This window comes from Desulfobulbus oralis, assembly GCF_002952055.1.
In the GTDB taxonomy this organism is placed as follows: Bacteria; Desulfobacterota; Desulfobulbia; order Desulfobulbales; family Desulfobulbaceae; genus Desulfobulbus; species Desulfobulbus oralis.
The window spans coordinates 2,187,733-2,206,886 of record NZ_CP021255.1; the positions used below are offsets into that span (position 1 = coordinate 2,187,733).

Genomic DNA, 19,154 nt, shown 5'->3' on the forward strand with positions numbered 1-19,154 from the left:
TTGCAAGTTGCAATTTACCAATAAATCGTTTCTGATTGCGTTCAGAATTGTGAAGCCGGCAATCTAATAACAGTATGGAGAGCCAGAATGAGCACATTTGATAGCACGAAAATATCCCTCGACACACTTCTTCAGGATATTTGTACTGGTAAAATACAGCTACCGGATTTTCAGCGTGGTTGGGTTTGGGATGATGACCACATACGTGACCTTCTGGCCAGTGTCGCACGGTCTTTCCCTATTGGCGCTGTAATGTTGCTTGAAACCGGTGGTGATGTTAAATTACAGACGCGGCCATTGGAAGGATTGGAAACGGCCGCAGCCAAAGATGTCGCACCGGAAAAGCTAATCCTTGATGGTCAGCAGCGCCTGACAACCTTAAACCAAACTTTGGCACTACCTACCCCCGTGCAGACACGCACAAGCAAGGGAAAGAAGATCCGGCTGTATTATTATTTTGATATAAATTTGGCCGTCGAATCGCCCTATGATCTAGATTCGGCAATCATCGCCGTTGATGAAAACCGTCAATTGTATAGCAACTTTGGCCGCGTGGTCTTGGATTTGTCAACACGCGAACAGGAGTGTAAGCAATTGTATTTTCCTTGTACGCAATTGATGAATTCAGACGAATGGGAAAAATGCCTGCATAGTGTGGCCCCTAAACACTGGGACACTTACATGAAATTTCGCAGCCAGATCCCGGAATCGTTCCGCAAATACCATCTTCCGGTAATTCAATTACATAAAAACACTTCTAAGGAAGCCGTTTGCCTAGTGTTTGAAAAAGTAAATACCGGTGGTGTGCAGCTCACCGTATTCGAGTTGATTACGGCAAGCTATGCTGCAGAGGGATTCAATTTGCGTGACGACTGGTTTGGCTCAGAATTGCGAAAAGTCGATTCCAGAAAAAAACGAATTGCAGAAAATCCACTATTGACTGGCGTGGAACCTACCGAATTTTTGCAAGCAATTACCCTTGTATATACGTGGCAGCGCAAACAGACAGATATTGAATCCGGAAAAAACGGCAATGCAGTACGTCCTGTCAGTGCCAAGCGCGCCGACGTATTGGAACTTCCGCTTTCTGCTTGGAAAGATTGGGCAGATAAGCTGGAGCAAGGTTTCAAATTAGCCGCAAAGTTTCTGAAAAAAGAGTCCTTTTACAACCGCAAAGAGCTGCCGTACAGCACTCAGATTGTGCCATTGGCTGCCATTTTGACGTATCTGGGGGAAAAATGGCTGGAGCCGAAAATCTATGGCAAGTTGGCTCAGTGGTTTTGGTGTGGTGTGCTTGGTGAGCTTTATGGTGGTGCAGTAGAAACGCGGATTGCAAATGACTATGAAGAGTTGATCCAATGGTTTGAAAATGACAAATCGCTACCGCGTACCGTGTTAGATGCCAACTTCCAGCCGGACCGTTTTGATACCTTACGTTCGCGTCTAAGTGCTGCCTACAAGGGAATCAATGTGCTGGTATTGCGGGAAGGCGCGCAGGATTGGCTCTGGAAAGCAGGAATAAAAGAACTGGATCTCGACGAAGTTGCCCTTGATATTCATCATATCTTCCCACGAACTTGGTGCGAAGAGCAGGGAATAAAAAAAGAATCCTACGACTCGATTCTGAACAAAACGCCGCTGTCATACAAGGCTAATCGTAAAATTGGTGGGAATGCACCTTCCGTTTATATCCCGCGCCTTCAAGCTGAAAAGAATGTGCAACTTACTGCCGAAGAGATGAGCGAGATATTGGGCAGCCATGCGCTCGACCCGAATCTACTTAGAGCGGATGATTACAGCGCGTTTATTAATGATCGTCGAAAGAGATTGAGCAAGCTTGTTTCAAGCGCCATGGGAAAGCCAATCGGTACAATTCCAGAAGGCGGCGAATATATTCTGAATGGTGAGGAGACTTAACAGTCCGTTGAAGAATCCGCAATAACACACACATTTTGAGTAAAAAATTTCGTAAGGCAGATGAGCGACTCACTGATTCTGCGTCACTTAAAATTTGCAATTCCCGAAACCTGAAATATTTTTTCAACGGGATGCTATGGGAAGAAAATTGTTCGATAAGCTGGGCTTTGGTGTTCTTGATGTGTTGCGTGGCATCTCCATCAGCATCTCCTCACTGTCCGGGAGCCAATTGCACGTTTCCTGGGATCTTCATTCCCGACTCCTTGTTCAGTTCATGCTTTCCCCATTCTGATGTCCGGAATATGCTATCCCGGCAACTGCAGGTTTTCCGCCACATCATTCCTCTGAGCGGCGTCCGTTCTGAAGCTTGCGAAAGATGGTACTGCGATTGATATGGAAAAGGCCGGCCACCTTTTGCACAGACCCATGCACTTCAATGGCCTTGCGGAGAAAATCCCGCTCCATTTCCGCCATGATGTCCTTCAGGGGACGATGACCGGTCAGGATTTCCTCGGAATAGTAGCGTCCATCACCCGTATGACCGCCTGTGATGTTGGCCGGCAGGTCCTGAGGGGCCACAAGCGGGCCATTGTGGGTGATGACCAGACTGTGCACCATGTTCTGCAGCTCCCGTACATTGCCGGGCCAGGGATAGGTTGCCATCATGTCGAGTGTGACGCCCATGAAGGCCAGCGCCTTGTGGTATTTGCCCATGTACTGTTTCAGGAAATACTCGGCCAGGGGGGGGATGTCCTCGGGCCGTTCCCTAAGCGGAGGGATGCGCACCGTGGCCACGTTGAGCCGATAGTACAGGTCGCGACGAAAGGCGCCGGCCTCTACGCATTCGGCCAGGTTGCGATTGGTGGCCGCGATGACACGCACGTTCACCTTGCGGGGCGACGAGGCGCCCACCCGCATGATTTCCCCGTCCTGCAGAACCCGCAGAAGACGGGTCTGCATGGGCAGGGACAGCTCTCCCACTTCATCCAGAAAGATGGTGCCGCCATCAGCGATTTCAAAATAGCCCGCCTTGCCCCTGCTGGAAGCGCCGGTAAAGGCGCCGGGATTGTAGCCGAACAGCTCGGATTCGGTCAGCGATTCAGAAATGCCGCCGCAGTCCACCTTGAGCATGACCTTGCCTTTGCGCAGGCTCAGACTGTGGGTCAGGCGGGCGAACACGTCCTTGCCCGAACCGGTTTCCCCAAGAATCAGCACAGTGGCGTCGGTGGCGGCGAAACGCTCCAGGAGCGCCATGATTCTGCTCATGGACTGACTGGCGAAAACCAGCGCGTCGGGTTCGTGTTCCTGGGCCATGTGGGCCAGTTGATCATTGATCTGCTCAATGAGCTGGCGCTGCCCGTCCAGCCGTTCCTGGAGATCGGTCAAACTGGTGACGTCCCGGGCAAAGGTGAGCACCAGGCAAATGGCGCCCGTCTGATCAAAGACCGGAAAGCCCGACAGCACCAGTTTCTTTCCGTCACTGAGTTGCTGCACACGGGTGGTGGGTTTGCCGGTCCGAACGATTTCCGGGTTGAGGATGTGATCAAAAATACCTTCCTGGACCAGGGAACGCACGTTCTTGCCCACCACACGCTCCTGCTTCAGGCCGGTCAGTTGCTCGTACATCCGGTTGATGTAGAGGGTCATGCCGGAAACGTCGGAAATGAACAGCCCATCGGGCAGGGTGTCGAGGATGCGCTCGACATATCGGGCGAGAATTTCGTTGGAGCGTCCCATGGCGACATGAAGAAGATAGGATATATCTTACAGGGCTTGCGCCAAAAGCTGCCACCAAATGGCTGGGCGGGTCTTCTGCTGCCGATTCATTATATCGATTGGGCGCGACGGTGGCAATGCCGTCCTTTGGCTCCCCGTTTTTGCGTGCTCCGTCAAAAATGTCGGCGATCCCGGCAATCAGGCTTCAGATCCGCAAGGCTTTGAAACTTCATGCGGGATTGCGTACGCGCGCTCCCAGAACCTCCTTCGCAACGCCCAGGAGCCGGGAGAACAGGACCTCGTCCAGTTTGGTCGCGCCCATGGGCGGGGTACGTCCCAGAAATTCGTACTTCTGGGTACCCAGCCGGTGGTAGGGCAGCATCTCATACTCCACCTGTCCGTAGGGTTTGATGAACTCGGCGATGGCCCGGATGCTTGCCTCGTTGTCGTTGAAGCCGGGAATGACCGGCGTTCGGGCGAGCACCGGCAGTTCGGGGAATTCCGTGACCAGAATCCGGAAATTCTCCAGGATGGTCTCGTTGGAGTGGCCGGTCTGTTCCTTGTGTACGGCGCTGTCCATGTGCTTGAGGTCAAAGAGCACGTAGTTGAGGTATGGCGCTGCGGCACGCAGGGTTGCAGCCGGCACCATGGCGCAGGTTTCCACTGCGGTCTTGAGACGGTGGGCGCGCGCCTGCCGCAGCAGTGCCACGGCAAAGTCGGCGTGGAGGAGCGGCTCGCCTCCGGAGATGGTCATGCCGCCACCCGAGCGCGAGTAGAAGATGGCGTCCTTTTGCACCGCCGAGAGCACATCCGCGACAGAGCGTGTGCTCCCGTAAACCAGAAGCGCCTGCGCCGGGCAGGCCGCCACGCAGGGCATGGCAGCGCAATCGGCACAGTACTTACGGTCAAGCACCGGCTTGTCATCATCGCCGCGGCGAATGGCATGGCTGGGACAGGCGTCAATGCAGTGGCCGCATTTGTCCACCTCAAGGCAGCGACCCCGATTGTAGGCCAGTTCCGGAACCACCAGTTGGGATTCCGGATTGCTGCACCAGCGGCAACGCAGGGAGCATCCCTTGGAAAAGACGATGGTTCTGATCCCCGGGCCGTCATGCACCGAATATTTCTGGATGTTGAAGACCGTCCCAGTCTGTGCAAGATCCTGATCCTTATCGACACCTGACATGGCAATTTCCCTTTATGCGTTTAAAAAAAACGGGGAGGCTTCCGAAAAGCCTCCCCGGCATCAAGCCCGGACTTACATGGTTCCGTGTTCGGTACGGGCGATGAGGTCATTCTGCAGATCAGGAGACAGATCCACAAAATAGGCGCTGTATCCGGCAATGCGGACGATCAGATTGCGGTACTTCTGGGGATCTTTCTGTGCGGCCAGGAGAGTTTCCCGGTTCAGCACGTTGAACTGCACGTGCCAGAGTTTCAGGTCGCAGAAAGTCCGGATGAAGGAAACCAGCTTCTCGGTGCCCTGTTCACCTTCAAGACACTTGGGGGTGAATTTGATGTTCAGCATACGGGCGGCGCGGTCGCGCATACCCATATTCTTGGTGGTGTAGTTCGAGAGCAGGATGGCCGTGGGCCCGTTGACGTCAGCGCCATGGGAGGCGGAGGAACCGTCGGAGAGCGGGAAGCCGTCGGTGCGGCCGTTGGGCGTGGCGGAAACCACTTTGCCAAAGGGCACGTGGGAGGTAAAGGGCACGTAGCGCACGTCGTTGTGCATGCCCAGATCCCGCATGGAGTACTTGCCGCCGTATTCCACGGAAAGTTTGTCAACCTCGCGGCCGATAGCGTCTGCATATTCGTCGTTGTTGCCATAGCAGGGCGTGGAGCGCAGCAAGGCGCGCACATCTTCATAGCCTTCGAAGTCCGCGTCAATGGCCTGGATCAGTTTGTCCATGCTCAGCTTCTTCTCCTCAAAGACCAGCTTCTTCACCGCTGCCAGCGAATCCACCACCGTACCGAAACCAATATACTCGAAGTAGCCCAGGTTGATGCCTTCCGGAATCTGCTCCTGGTGCAGGTCGATGCAGTGCTTCATGCTCAGGTCGTGCATGGCTGAACCCATGGGCTGCGCAAAATGCTGTGCCCGCAGCTTGTTGATGATATACTGCTGGGTAAAGGCCGTCTTGACGAACAGCAGATGCTGCTGCACATAGGCGTTCCAGAATTCATCCCAGGTCTTGAAACTGCGGGGATCGCCGGTCTCAATGCCCAAAACCTGATCACCATACTTCTTCATCCGGCCGTTGCGCAGCACCATTTCCAGCGCAGCGGCAAAATTGATGTAGGCGCCGCCAGAGGTGTAGGTGTCGCGGTTGGGCATCCGGGCCTCGGTGCAACCGGACACGGCATAATCCAGCGCTTCCTCGAAGGTCGCGCCCTTGGAGACGTACAGCGGCACCACCTCCTCGTCGTTGATCAGCTTGGGGAAGCCGGATCCGAACTTGATGGTCTCAGCCACATCCCAGAGATAAGACTCGGGCGCGCGGGAATGGATGCGGGCCGCCAGATCCGGGTAGTGCAGCGGAAACTCCCGCTTGGACTTGAGGATAAGCGAGGTCAGCTCGTTGCTGGCGTCACGGCCGTCGGGAGTCTGGCCGCCAACGGTCACGGCCTCCCAGTGGGCATAGCCCTCGTTGAAGGCGCCGCCAGTGGGGGAAATGTACATGTCGATGAATTCGGCCATGCCCACCCACATGCATTCCAGAAGCTCCATGGCCTGGCTGTCGGTCAGGATCCCCGCCGCCCGGTCCTGCTGGTAGTAGGGATAAAAATACTGGTCCATGCGACCGTTGGAAATGGTGGTGCCTGTCTTCTGCTCCATACGGGAGAACATCTGGGTGAACCACTGGCTTTGGCAGGCCTCGTAGAAATTGCGGGCCGGCTCGCCCGGCACATGCTCGGCGTTTTCCGCCATGCGCAAAAGCTCTGCCTTGCGGACGGGGTCCGTCTCCACGGCAGCCTTTTGGCGGGCCGCCTCGGCGTGACGTTTCGCCCAGAGCACAATGGCGTCGCACACGATGACGATGGCTTCCAGAAAGGGGCGTTTCTCGCACCGGTCCTTCGGGCTCATCGGGTCAAGGGCGGCCAGCTTCTCCTCGGCCTCTTTTTTGATGCCGTTGAAGCCCCGCTTCAGAATTTTGCCATAGTCGTGCACCCACTGAATGGACGAACGGAAGGAAGCGGTCTCATTGACGATGAAGCGGGAGATCAGGCCCCGGGGATCATCGTAGGTCAGTTTGTGCACCTCCGGCGGCAGGGCCGCGTTCAGGGACTCGTGAAAGGTCTTGCCCTTCCAGTAGGGTGCGATCTCCTCGATGACGCGCTTGGCGTCCTCGGGGGTGATGGTCGCCGGAGAGGTCTTGCGGGTGGGCAGATCGCGCACGGCAATGTCCAGAAAATCGCCGTCCAGCTCGGGATACAGGATGCCATAACGGCCATCGCAGCCGGCCCGGCCCAACAGAAGCTGATCGTCCTGCACATACACCGTGATGTTGCGGGCGATGTGCATCAGCGCCTTGGCCCAGCGCAGCACCAGAGGCTGGCCTTCGGTCTCCTGCATGGACTGTGTGAAGTACAGGGCGCGTTCGATGTCGATACGCGGCTTTTGGCCTTCAAAACGGTCCAGCAGTTTGAAGACGCGGGAGTGGGTTTTGCGGAACTTGTCTTCCTTGCCCTCAATCTGGTCAAAGACGCGTTGTTCCTGGGGAGACTGACACTCGCAGGTCGGCACGGGATTGTACATGGCTCAACTCCTTGAAAAAAATGTGAGTAAAAAAAGCTGCTGCGCCCGATTGCTCATACCTCAATTGGCATTTTTATAGTAGCATAAGCCATGCCATATTCGCAGCCTCCGGCAATCTGTCCGAACCGGGATGTAACTCGCTGAAATATAGTTATCATGGGGAAGCGGTGCGCAAAATTGCCCGCAGCGCTGCCCACACAGACGTGAACTGTTGCGAATTTGCACCTCTTGAAAGTCAATATTACTCCAATTCCTTTTGATGGTGCAAAATTGCAGCGGATTGCCCGGGCATGCCCAGGCCCATTCATCAAAGTATATTATATTTCCCATTAATATTACTGCATAATTACCCGGCACTCCTGCGCATCCCTGCCCCGGGGAAAATGATGTGTTTTTGCGACGGTTATTGCACTACTCGGATAGGGCAAAGCCCCTGGCCAATTGATATAAGACTTTGAAAACAGAGCGAAAAACCAGGTAAATCAAGGCAATAATGGCTTTGAACGACCTTGGCCGCATGTTGCAGGATTGCGCCGAATGGGTGGCACGCATTGTGCTTTATAATGAAAAGCAGCCAGGGCCCGGGCTGTCTGGCAGGGCAGCAGTACATTAAACATTCATACACAACAAAGGAGTACAGCAAATGCTAGTAGGTGTTCCCAAAGAAATCAAGGCACAGGAGAACCGTGTTGGCATCACTCCCGCCGGAGTTTACGCTCTGGTTGGCGCTGGCCACAAGGTCGTTGTGGAGAAAGGCGCCGGTTTGGGCAGCATGATCACTGACGAAGAGTTCGTAGCCGCAGGGGCCAAGATGGTCGGCACCGCCAAGGAATGCTGGGATGCCGAGATGGTCGTGAAGGTGAAGGAACCCTTGCCGCCCGAGTACGACCTGTTCCATGAGGGGCTGATTCTGTTCACCTATCTGCACCTCGCCCCCGAGCCCGCCCTGACCAAGGCCCTGATCGACAAAAAGGTCGTGGGCATTGCCTACGAAACCGTCCAGTTTGACAATGGCGGCCTGCCCCTGCTGGCGCCAATGTCCGAAATCGCTGGCCGCATGTCCGTGCAGGTCGGTGCCCAGATGCTGACCAAGATCGAGGGTGGCATGGGCGTGCTGATGGGTGGAACCGCCGGCGTGCAGGCCGCCCACGTTGTCGTCATCGGCGCCGGCACGGTGGGTCTGTCCGCGGCCAAGGTGGCTATGGGCATGGGCGCCCGGGTGACCATTATCGACAACAATCTGTTCCGCCTGCGCCAGATCGACGACATCTACGGCGGCCGCATCCAGACCCTGGCCTCCAATGCCTTCAACATAGCCGCGGCGGTGAAGGATGCCGATCTGGTCGTCGGTTCCGTGCTGATTCCCGGCGCCCTGACGCCGAAGCTGGTGACCGAGGACATGGTGCAGGAGATGAAGGCCGGCGCTGCCATTGTGGACGTAGCCATCGATCAGGGCGGCTGCATCGAGCCTACAGCCAAGCATGGCGCCACCTATCACGATAAGCCTACCTTCAGGCATAAAATCAAGAAGGGCGAGCTGGTCTGCTACTCTGTGGGCAACATGCCAGGCGCTGTGGCCCGTACGGCCACCTTCACTCTGACCAACGCCACCATGCCGTACATGGTCGCCCTGGCAGACAAGGGCTGGACACAGGCCTGCAGGGATGACAAAGCCCTGGCCCGTGGCATCAACACCTGCGATGGCAAGGTGTACTTCAAGGCTGTGGCCGAAGCCCTGAACTATAAGCTTGAAAACGTCGCCGATCTGCTGAAGTGAGATGGGGCAGTGCCCCGCCTCGCGTGCAGACTGAGGGTGGCACAACATCATGGGGGAGCGGGCTCTGCACACTCCTCCCCCTACACAACCTTTTTACGAGAGGAGGACAAGACCATGTCTTTTAACAAGGAAGAGCTGATCACCTTGGACAAGACGCACGTCTGGCATCATCTGACCCAGCATAAGGGCTTCGAGCCAGCCATCTATGTCAAGGGCGAGGGCATGCGCGTCACGGATATTGGCGGCAAGACCTATCTCGATGCCGTTTCCGGCGGCGTGTGGACAGTGAACGTGGGTTATGGCCGCAAGGAAATCGTGGATGCGGTGGCCGCGCAGATGATGGATCTGTGCTACTTCGCCAACGGCATTGGCAACGTGCCCACCATCAAATTTTCCGAAAAGCTGATTGCCAAGATGCCCGGCCTGAGCCGTGTGTATCTTTCCAACTCCGGTTCCGAGGCCAACGAGAAGGCTTTCAAGATCGTTCGTCAGATTGGCCAGCTCAAGCACAAGGGCAAAAAGACCGGCATCATCTATCGTGACCGCGACTACCACGGCACGACCATCACCGCCTTGAGCGCCTGCGGGCAGTTCGAGCGTCGGGTGCAGTACGGCCCCTTTACCCCTGGCTTCCATGTCTTCCCGGACTGCGATGTGTATCGCTCCAAGTTTGGCCCCTGCGCCGACCTGGGCGTGAAGATGGCGAAGCAACTGGAAGAGGTCATCCTCAGTGTCGGCCCGGATGAAATCGGCGGCGTGATCGTGGAAACCATGACCGCAGGCGGAGGCATTCTGGTGCCGCCAGAGGGCTATTACGAAACCATGCGCGAAATCTGCGACAAGTATGGCATCCTGCTGATTTTCGACGAGGTGGTTTGTGGCCTGGGCCGTACCGGCAAGTGGTTCGGCTATCAGTACTGGAACGTGCAGCCCGATATCGTGACCATGGCCAAGGGCGTGGCCTCTGGCTATGCGGCGATTTCCTGCACAGTGACCACCGAAAAGGTGTTCCAGGACTTCCTGGCCGACCCGGCGGATCACGACGCCTATTTCCGCGACATCAGCACCTTTGGCGGTTGCACTGCAGGCCCGACAGCGGCGTTGGCCAACATGGAGATCATCGAGCGGGAGAAGCTGCTGGAAAACTGCGTGACCATGGGCGACTACCTGCTGGAAGGCCTCAAGGGGCTGATGGAGAAACACGCCATCATTGGCGACGTGCGGGGCCGTGGCCTGTTTGCGGGCATCGAGATTGTGAAGGATCGCGCCACCAAGGAACCCATCGCCGAGGCTGTGGCCAACGCCATGGTGGGCGCGGCCAAGGCCAATGGAGTGCTTATCGGCAAGACCTCCCGGTCCTTCCGCGAGCTTAACAATACCCTGACGCTGTGCCCGGCTCTGATCGCCACCAAGTCCGACATCGAAGAGATCGTCGGCGGCATCGACAAGGCCTTCGTCGACATCGAAAAGAAATTCGGCCTCTAAAGTAGTGAGCGGCCAGGCGGGCCGGGCTGCCAAAAGTCCGGTCCGCCTCAAACAGCCCGGAGTCCAGTCCAACCCACAACCTGCACACAGGAGGACATCACGTCATGCCTTTTTCTCATTTCACCGTCAAAAAGATCGTTCACGGCAACGGCTCCATCAAGGATGCCGCCAAGGAAGTCAAGAGCCTCAAGGGCTCCCGTGCCCTGATCGTTACCGATCCCGGTCTGGCCAAGCTGAACGTGCAGCAGCCTCTGGAAGAGGTTCTGACCGCGGGCAGCATTGCCTGGGAACTCTTCGCCAAGGCCGAGCTCGAGCCCAGCATGGATTCCATCCAGGCCTGCGCCGACGCGGCCAAGGACTTCAAGGCCGATGTGCTCATCGGCTTCGGCGGCGGCAGCGCCCTGGACACCACCAAGGCCGCCGCTGTGCTGCTCTCCAACGAGGGGCCGATTGACAAATATTTCGGTATGAACCTGGTGCCCAATCCGTCCCTGCCCAAGATACTGATTCCCACCACAGCGGGAACGGGCAGCGAAATGACCAACATCTCCGTTCTGGCCGACACCAAGAACGGCGGCAAGAAGGGCGTGGTTTCCGAGCACATGTACGCCGACGTGGTGCTGCTCGACGCGTCGCTCACCGTGGGCTTGCCCCCGCGTGTCACCGCGATGACCGGCGTTGACGCCTTCGTGCACGCCATGGAGTCCTTCTGCGGCATCGCGGCCACCCCCATCACCGACGCCCTCAACCTGGCCGCCATGAAAATGGTGGGCGCCAACATCCGGCAGGCCTACGCCAACGGTGGCAATCTGGCCGCCCGGGACGCCATGCTCTACGGCTCGGCCCTGGCCGGCATGGGCTTTGGCAACACGCAAAACGGCATCATTCATGCGGTGGGCACCACCTTGCCTGTGGAGTGCCACATCCCTCATGGCCTGGCGATAGCCATTTGTTCCCCCTTCTCCGTGGGCTTCAACTACATCGCCAATCCGGACAAGTACGCCACTGTGGCCGATATTCTGCGTGGCGAAGACCGCGTCGGCATGATGAGTGTGCTTGACCGCGCCGCCGATGTGGAGGCCGCTTTCCGCGATCTGCTGCGGGATCTCGACATCAAGACCGGCCTTGCCCACTACAAGGTGAAGAAAGAAGACCTGCCGGCCAGTGCCGACCGCGCCTTTGCCGCCAAGCGCCTGCTGGACAACAACCCCAGAAAGGCCAGTCGCGACCAGATTCTGGCCCTGTTGGAGGCGAATTTCGAGAACTGAGCCCAGATCCGGAGCACGGACGCTTTATCCGCTTCAGGAGCACGTAAAGCCGTCGAAAGCTTTGTCTTGCAGTGCGGCTGATTGTTACGATTATTCTTTCTTCTTTTGCAACAGTGGGGGAGCCTGGCATGGAACGTATATCGATCATACCATGGTTGCCCCCACTATCCAGCAAGCCGCTATCGGAGCCCCTGGAATTCAGGCGGGGCTTGTCAGCGGTCAGGTGTTCAAATGATGTGGAGGTGAACCTGAAAGGAAAATTTGAAGCATAACTGTTCTTTTTCGACCAATTCAATTGGACAACGAGGCCGAAATCACCTCTCCGCGCATTGCGGTACGCTGGTATTATTCGTTGTTTTGTGCATGAACGGGTGCATCTTTTTTGGAAGATCAACACATTTCCTCCAAGAATGAGCCATGAACCGGTAGTCATTGCCTCCAGGGAAGCCAGCCGATCCGCATGAACCATTACTGATCCGCATGAACCATTAATGAGATGGAGCAGAAATGGCGCTGAACACATTGAAGGAGGAATTATGAACTCACATTCGCCGGAACAAGCAGCAGACTGTGCCGTACTCGAAGAGGACCGTATCGTACTCAAGAAGTCCCTGTCGCCGTTTCAGGTCTGGACACTGGCTTTGGGTTGCATCCTCGGCTGGGGGTGCTTCGTATTGCCGGGCATTCGTTTTCTTCCCCAAGCCGGCCCCATAGCCGCGTGCATCGGCTTTATCCTCGGTGCCGGCCTGCTCGCTTTTATCGCCCTGAGTTATGGGAAAATGATCGAATACTATCCTGTGGCGGGCGGAGAATTCGCCTATGCCTACGCCGGATTCGGTCCGACAGCCGCATTCATCTGTGGGTGGGCCCTGGCACTCGGTTACACCTGTATCATCGCCTTGAATGCCACAGCCATTGCACTGCTCACCCGGTTCCTGCTGCCAGGCCTGTTCGAATGGGGATACATGTATACCATCGCGGGATGGGATGTGTACGCCGGAGAGCTGATGTTACTTTCCGGAGCCGTGTTGCTTTTTGGTTTCATCAATTACCGGGGCGTGAGCTTTGCAGGTGGCACACAGGCAATTCTGGCCCTGATTCTGGTGACCGGCGTAGTTGTTTTCTGCTGCGGCTCCTTTTTCGCACCTACAGCGCATCTGGACAATTTGCGCCCATTCTTCGCACAAAACGTATCGCCTCTGGGCGCCGTGGCCTCCATAGTGGCCATAGCCCCTTGGTTGTACGTGGGTTTTGATACCATCCCTCAGGCGGCGGAGGAATTCGACTTTCCGCCGAACAAGTCCACGTTCCTCATGGTGGCTGCCATTCTGCTTGGCGGAGGCATATACGCGCTGGTCACGCTGGGTGTGGGCGTTGTTCTCCCGTATCCCGAACTGCTGGCTGCAAATCATGTCTGGACCACAGGCTATGTCGCCAGGTTCACGTTGGGCTCCGTGGGGAGCATCATTCTCGCCCTGACCGTGTTGGCGGCCATCCTCACCGGCATCAATGGCTTTTATATCGCCACCAGTCGTCTGCTGTTCGGCATGGCCCGCGCCAAATTCCTGCCGGAATGCTTCAACAGGGTTCATCATAAACATCATTCCCCACATTGCACCGTCGTATTCACCATGATCGTGGCCCTCACCGCACCGTGGTTCGGTCGGGAAGCCTTGAACTGGGTGGTGGACATGTCGGCCATTGGCACGGTCATCGCCTACGGATTCACAGCCATGACCGCATACCGTTTCATGGCGGCACATCCGACACTGCCCGGGTCCGGCCGCGACAAAGTTTATGCCGTCATCGGCGTATGCACATCACTTCTGTGTCTGGGACTGCTGACCATTCCTGGTTCTCCGGCAGCCATTGCCATCGAATCCTGGTATGCCCTGCTGGTCTGGTGCGGCCTTGGTGCCATTTTCTACATGATCAGGCGTGCGGACCTGAAGTCCATGAAGACCGAAGAATTTTCTACCCTCATTTTGGGTAAGGCGGACATGCCGATCTTTTTCAAACGGAAATAGTTCTGTCCCTGAAAAAATTTCAGGCAGGCAGCGATGACAGCAGGGGTTACGCTGTCACCGCAGGTGACGTGGGGTTGACATGCCCTTGAGCCCCATGGCGAATTTACAGCGTATCAGGCCAGGGTCCATTACCTGGTTTTACGGTAGGCTTATCATGCATCATGATCGTCACCCTGTTCCTGATCCGCGCTCTCCACTTATCGGAAAGTAACAGGGTGCTGCTGCCCTGCTCACGGGAATCGCTGCGCCGATCGGTCAGAAAGGCCATCGGCGCCCCCGTCCCGTGACCGGAGCATACCGGTTTGTTTACACCGCCGCTGCGGAAGCAGGCAGATCGCCGCGCCACCATCTTCTACGCCCTGTTCATTGGTGTTCCATGCGCCGCGAACGCAAGTTCAGGTGATCATGTCCGCCTTGAAAAGATTTCCTGGCTGGCAAGATTGCCCCTGTTGGCGACCTTTCCGAAACCGGCGCTGTGGCTTCTCAGCCTGCTGCGAAGGTGAACCTGGAGTGAGAGTCCTGCCTCATGCCGAATCCTCGGCAGGCGGGCGCCCCGGATGATCGGCTTCAGCGGATGTTTTCGTAGTAAAACCGCAGGAGCTTGGCCAGGGAGGTGGCCAGCATGATGCCCACCGCCAGGGCCAGAGCGAGCCCCATGGTCTGCGCTGCCTTCCCGGCGAAGGCATGGAGGTCTCCCCGCAGCAGGGCGTTGACCGAATAGTACAGGCCGCCGCCGGGGATGAAGGGGATGACAGTGGGAATCAGCGGCACGGTGACCGGCGTTTTCAGAACGATGGCCCAGACCTCCGCATAGGCGGTGAGCAGCACCGCCGAAATGAAAAAACCGAGATAGGGATTGCCGGTCACCTGAACGAAGACCAGATAAAAGCCCCAGAAGAAGGCGCCGCCCACTGCCGGCACCAGAATGCGCTTTCCCCGCATGTTGTACAGCAGGGCAAAACCCAGAGAACCAAAAAAGGCAGCGAGGACCGCCATATATGCCTGAGTCACAATTGGCCTCCTGTGGCCAGAATCGCTGCTGCGAAACCGCCTGCTACGCACAGCGCAATCAGCATCGCCTCCATAAAATGCAGCAATCCTGTCATCATGTCGCCACTGATGAAATCGCGAAAGGAGTTGGTCAGGATGACGCCCGGAATCAGCAGCATGATGCTTCCGATCATGATGGCATCCAGATTCCGCCCCAAGCCTGTGCTGCAGACGGCGATGCAGGCCAGTCCCGCCAGAAAGGAGGTCAGGGTGTTGGAGAACATGGGCATGATCTGCGGCCGGTCCAGCAGAAAGACCAGAGCACGGATAATGGCACCCACCAGGCAGGCCGCGCACGCGTCGCGCAGGGAACCGCCGAAAAATACCGTAAAGGAGGCGCCGATCAAGGCGCCGACCAGACACTGCACTGGCCAGGAGTAGCGTTTCCCGGCGCGCGCAGCGTCAAATTTCTCCCGCACCGTCGCATAGTCGTACTGCTCCCGACAGATGCTTCTGGACAGGCTGTTGAGCGCATCCAGCCTGGTCATGTCGATGCCATAGCGCAACACGCGCCGCGACTGGCTCTCCCAGTGTCCGTCCGGCGTTTCGACCGTGGCCATGATCATCGAGGTCATCGAAAAAACATGCACCTGCTTCATGCCGTAGGCTTTACTGAGCCGCCGGATCGTATCCTCGACACGCCAGGCCTCTGCGCCGTTGATCAAAAGCTGCTCCCCGATATCGATGGCGCAGGCGAGCACCTGCTCCGGCGTGATATTCCGGGTCCTGTCTGTTCCCATATTGAGGTTTCCCCCATGCGCCTCTTTCGTTGCTGAAGCGGCATTTCTGTCAGCTTATGGATGCCTCCGGCTCCTTCATATAGCATTTGCAGGGGCGTGATGCAAACAGGAAGGCGGTGCTCTGCCCTGCTGGCAGGGCCGGCAGCCCGGCGGGCACGGCAGGCGTTTACGAGACAGAAGGCAGGTGATTGATGGCATCAAAAAGAGCGCCTCGTTCAAGACGGCCTCAAGGCCATGGGCTTTGGCGCCCGCACAGCCCAGACTCTGCCTGGGGACCGCGGCCGGGTGGACAGACCCGGCGTGGAGCTGGCGGACGCACCTCATCCTGCAAGGCCTTCCCGCTGCAGGCTGAGCCGCAAAAAAGGGCCATACGCCTGTTCGGGCTGGCGTAATGCTGCCCGAGCGTGTAGCTTATCGTGAAAATAAACGGAGTTGCCTATGGTTCGAGGCAGCGTGCAAGGCAGTGTCTCATCGGGCTGTTCAAGCCGGGGGAGAAGAAAGTCCCCAGGAGGACAGGACACCTCTGCGCATTCACTGAGAGTCAGGCATGAGGCACTGCAATTTATTCTTTCTACCTTTGGGAGGCATAACGATGCGTAACCTGTTTTTGCGGGGACTCTGCCTGGCGGCCGCCAGCTTTATTCTGGCCGGTTTCACCTATGAAGCCTATGCGGCCAAGCCCCTGACCCTGCGGCTTGGTCACCCCATGGCGCCAGGCAACAACGTGACCGTCGGCTACGAGAAGTTCAAAGAGCTGGTGGAACAGAAAAGCGGGAAAAAGATCCGCATCCAGATCTTCGGCAACTGCCAGTTGGGCAGCGACCGGGTGACCACCGAGGCCGCCCAGGCCGGCACGCTGGACATGTCTTCCAGCTCCACCCCGAATCTGGCCAGCTTTTCCAGGGCCTACATGGCCATTGACCTGCCCTACGTCACGGATCCCAAAAATCAGGAAAAGCTTTACAAGGCGCTGGATGAGGGCGAACTGGGCAAGGCGCTGGACAAAGTGGCGGAAGGCATTGGTCTGAAGACCATCATGTTCAGCGAATACGGCTACCGCAACTTCGTTTCCGCAAAAAAGCCCCTGAACGATGTGGCTGATCTGATGAATCTGAAGATCCGCACCACCGATTCGCCCGTGGAAGTGGCCGTGGCCACTGAATTGGGCATGAATCCCGCGCCCGTGGCCTGGGGCGAGACCTACACCGCCCTGCAGCAGGGCACGGTTGACGCCGAAGGCAACACCTTCTCACTTCTGAATGACGCCAAGCATACGGAAGTACTCAAGTATGCCATGGATTCACAGCACAACTACTCCATGCACATCCTTTTGATGAACAAGAAGAGGTGGGATGGTCTGTCCCCTGAGCAGCAGCAGATCATCACCGAGGCCGCCCGGGAAGCGCTGGTCTGGCAGCGCAAGGAAAGCGTGAAGCTGGAGGAAAAAGCCTGGCAGGCCTTCAGGGACAAGGGCATCCAAATTCACATGCTCAGTCCCAAACAGCGGGAAGAACTGAAGCAAAAGACCGAGGCTGTACGTCAGAAATTCGCCAGGGAAATCCCGGCCGAGCTGCTGTCGTTGATTGCGAACACACAGAAGTAGTTGGGGCTTTTTCCCTGACCACTTTGCCGGGCCGTATGTACAAGCAGTACCTGCACTGTTGAGAACATCTTTACTGTAGATTTTCAGAGAGATATGACCAGACAACATGCTGAGCGACACAACGAAACATGAGCCTTTGATTGTCAGAACAGCATTCACAGGTACGTAGAGATGACCACGCAATTTGGGAGAGATTTATGTTAGCGCTGATAGAAGAGATCAACAATACGGTGAATGCTGTCGTTTGGGGCGTTCCCTCTATGGCCTGCATTCTCGGAGTCGGGCTTTGGCTGACATGGCGGACCAGATTCCTGCAGTTCAGGAAATTCTTCTATGTCCTGGCGCATACCTTTGGCTCTATATTTGAAAGGAAAAAAGCCGGGGGCGGGGCACTGACCTCTTTCCAGTCCTTGTGTACAGCACTGGCGGCAACTGTCGGGACAGGGAATATTGCCGGCGTGGCCGGAGCAATCGCACTTGGCGGCCCGGGAGCTATCTTCTGGATGTGGGTCTCCGCCCTTCTCGGAATGTGCACGAAGTTCGCGGAGGTGACGCTGGCCGTGCATTTCAGAGAGCGCAATGATCACGGCGACTGGGTCGGCGGTCCGATGTACTATATCAAGAACGGATTGAGCACAAAATGGCGGTGGCTGGCGATCTGCTATTCACTGTTCGGTGTGCTGGCCGTGTTCGGCACGGGAAACGCCACGCAGGTCAACACGATCACCGCGGCAATAGATGCGGCCCTGCTCAACTTTCACGTTGTCAGCAGCGCCGGGATTCCCCGCGTCAATCTCACGATCGGGATCATCATCACGCTGCTGTTGGGGATCATTCTTTTCGGAGGAATCAAGCGAATCGGCAATGTCACGGCGCGGCTGGTGCCCTTCATGGCGCTGTTCTACATCATCCTGGGTCTGGCACTGGTCTTTGTGCACATTGAGACGGTACCCGCTGTTTTCGCGGCCATCTTCGAGGGCGCTTTCGCACCGAAGGCGGTCACGGGCGGAGTTGTCGGCAGTCTGCTCATCAGCATGCGAAGGGGCATCTCGCGGGGCATCTTTTCCAACGAAGCAGGCATCGGAACCGGTTCGATCGCCCATGCGTGCGCGGATGTCAGCCATCCGGTCCAACAGGGCATGTGGGGCATCTTCGAGGTGTTTGCGGATACCATCATTATCTGCACGCTGACAGCGCTTGTGATCCTCTGCAGCGGGATTCCGATCCACTACGGGGCGGCTGCCGGAGCGGAGCTCACCATACAGGGCTTCACAAGCACCTTTGGCGGCTGGATATCGGCGCTTCTGGCGGTGGCGCTGTGCTGCTTCGCTTTCTCGACGACCCTTGGCTGGGGACTGTACGGCCTGAGATGCATCGAGTACCTTTTCGGCAAGAAGATCATCAAACCGTTTATCGCCGTCTACTCTGCGGTTGCAATCATCGGGGCCACGGTTGATCTCGGGATCGTGTGGGGCGTGGCCGATACCTTCAACGGACTGATGGCCATCCCGAACCTCATTGCAGTGTTCCTGCTGTCCGGTACAGTGGTCAGGCTTGCGCGCGACTATTTCAGGAAATAGCCGGCCCCGGAAAAGGTACAGCGCCCTGAAGGAACAGAGGCAGGGATCAAGGTGAACGGCGGATTGGCTTGAAGTTTTTTTTTGGACGACCTGGGTGATCTGCGCAGCCACTCCTGATGGGCGCAGATCATCCTCAGTATCCGCCTGATCTCCAGGAAAGTGCAGGCAGGGCCGCGCCTCTCTGTGTGCCTGGAGCTCTGTTCCGCCCAGGTTGCCCAACAGAGCGATCAC

12 protein-coding genes are annotated in these 19,154 nt (G+C 56.9%); 7 read left to right on the top strand and 5 right to left on the bottom strand.

All coding sequences use genetic code 11. From position 1 onward, the window contains the following. Positions 1-87: 87 nt before the first annotated feature. On the top strand, positions 88-1,917 hold the full coding sequence (locus tag CAY53_RS09745; RefSeq protein ID WP_104936940.1) for a GmrSD restriction endonuclease domain-containing protein: 1,830 nt from the start codon (positions 88-90) through the stop codon (positions 1,915-1,917). 336 nt (positions 1,918-2,253) lie between these two features. On the opposite strand, the gene CAY53_RS09750 is transcribed toward CAY53_RS09745, so the two are convergent. The 3 genes from CAY53_RS09750 to hpsG form a co-directional block, all read right to left on the bottom strand. Further along, on the bottom strand, positions 2,254-3,654 hold the full coding sequence (locus CAY53_RS09750; RefSeq protein WP_104936941.1) for a sigma-54 interaction domain-containing protein: 1,401 nt from the start codon (positions 3,652-3,654) through the stop codon (positions 2,254-2,256). A 208-nt stretch (positions 3,655-3,862) separates the two neighbouring features. Continuing rightward, complete coding sequence (hpsH, locus tag CAY53_RS09755) at positions 3,863-4,819, bottom strand: (2S)-3-sulfopropanediol dehydratase activating enzyme (RefSeq protein WP_104936942.1); 957 nt, start codon at positions 4,817-4,819, stop codon at positions 3,863-3,865. A gap of 72 nt (positions 4,820-4,891) precedes the next feature. Further along, positions 4,892-7,393, bottom strand: a complete 2,502-nt coding sequence (gene hpsG, locus CAY53_RS09760) for a (2S)-3-sulfopropanediol dehydratase (protein WP_104936943.1) — start codon at positions 7,391-7,393, stop codon at positions 4,892-4,894. 643 nt (positions 7,394-8,036) lie between these two features. On the opposite strand from hpsG, the gene ald reads away from it, so the two are divergent. The 4 genes from ald to CAY53_RS09780 all read left to right on the top strand — a co-directional run bounded on the left by ald (position 8,037) and on the right by CAY53_RS09780 (position 13,950). Next, a complete protein-coding gene (gene ald / locus CAY53_RS09765) occupies positions 8,037-9,170 on the top strand; it encodes an alanine dehydrogenase (RefSeq protein WP_104936944.1) in 1,134 nt (377 codons plus the stop codon). A 114-nt stretch (positions 9,171-9,284) separates the two neighbouring features. After that, positions 9,285-10,655 carry a taurine--pyruvate aminotransferase gene (gene tpa / locus CAY53_RS09770; protein ID WP_022656487.1) on the top strand — a complete coding sequence of 457 codons (1,371 nt, stop codon included), beginning with the start codon at positions 9,285-9,287 and terminating at the stop codon, positions 10,653-10,655. A 104-nt stretch (positions 10,656-10,759) separates the two neighbouring features. Then, the gene (sarD, locus tag CAY53_RS09775) at positions 10,760-11,923 is read left to right on the top strand and encodes a sulfoacetaldehyde reductase (RefSeq protein ID WP_022656488.1); all 1,164 of its coding nucleotides are present in this window, start codon (positions 10,760-10,762) and stop codon (positions 11,921-11,923) included. A 491-nt stretch (positions 11,924-12,414) separates the two neighbouring features. Further along, positions 12,415-13,950: an APC family permease gene (locus tag CAY53_RS09780; RefSeq protein ID WP_219842663.1), complete on the top strand. Its 1,536-nt coding sequence runs from the start codon at positions 12,415-12,417 to the stop codon at positions 13,948-13,950. 567 nt (positions 13,951-14,517) lie between these two features. Here the strand turns inward: CAY53_RS09780 and CAY53_RS09790 are convergent. Further along, positions 14,518-14,961 carry a threonine/serine exporter family protein gene (locus tag CAY53_RS09790; protein WP_022656490.1) on the bottom strand — a complete coding sequence of 148 codons (444 nt, stop codon included), beginning with the start codon at positions 14,959-14,961 and terminating at the stop codon, positions 14,518-14,520. Beyond that, entirely contained in the window at positions 14,958-15,740 is a 783-nt protein-coding gene (locus CAY53_RS09795; protein WP_219842664.1) for a threonine/serine exporter family protein, read from the bottom strand. The genes CAY53_RS09790 and CAY53_RS09795 overlap by 4 nt, the downstream gene beginning before the upstream one ends. A gap of 592 nt (positions 15,741-16,332) precedes the next feature. Between CAY53_RS09795 and CAY53_RS09800 the strand changes: the two genes are divergently transcribed. Both CAY53_RS09800 and CAY53_RS09805 read left to right on the top strand, forming a co-directional pair. Next, the gene (locus CAY53_RS09800) at positions 16,333-17,343 is read left to right on the top strand and encodes a TRAP transporter substrate-binding protein (protein ID WP_104936946.1); all 1,011 of its coding nucleotides are present in this window, start codon (positions 16,333-16,335) and stop codon (positions 17,341-17,343) included. Positions 17,344-17,540: 197 nt separating this feature from the next. After that, a complete protein-coding gene (locus CAY53_RS09805) occupies positions 17,541-18,923 on the top strand; it encodes an alanine/glycine:cation symporter family protein (protein WP_104936947.1) in 1,383 nt (460 codons plus the stop codon). The last annotated feature ends 231 nt before the right edge of the window (positions 18,924-19,154 follow it).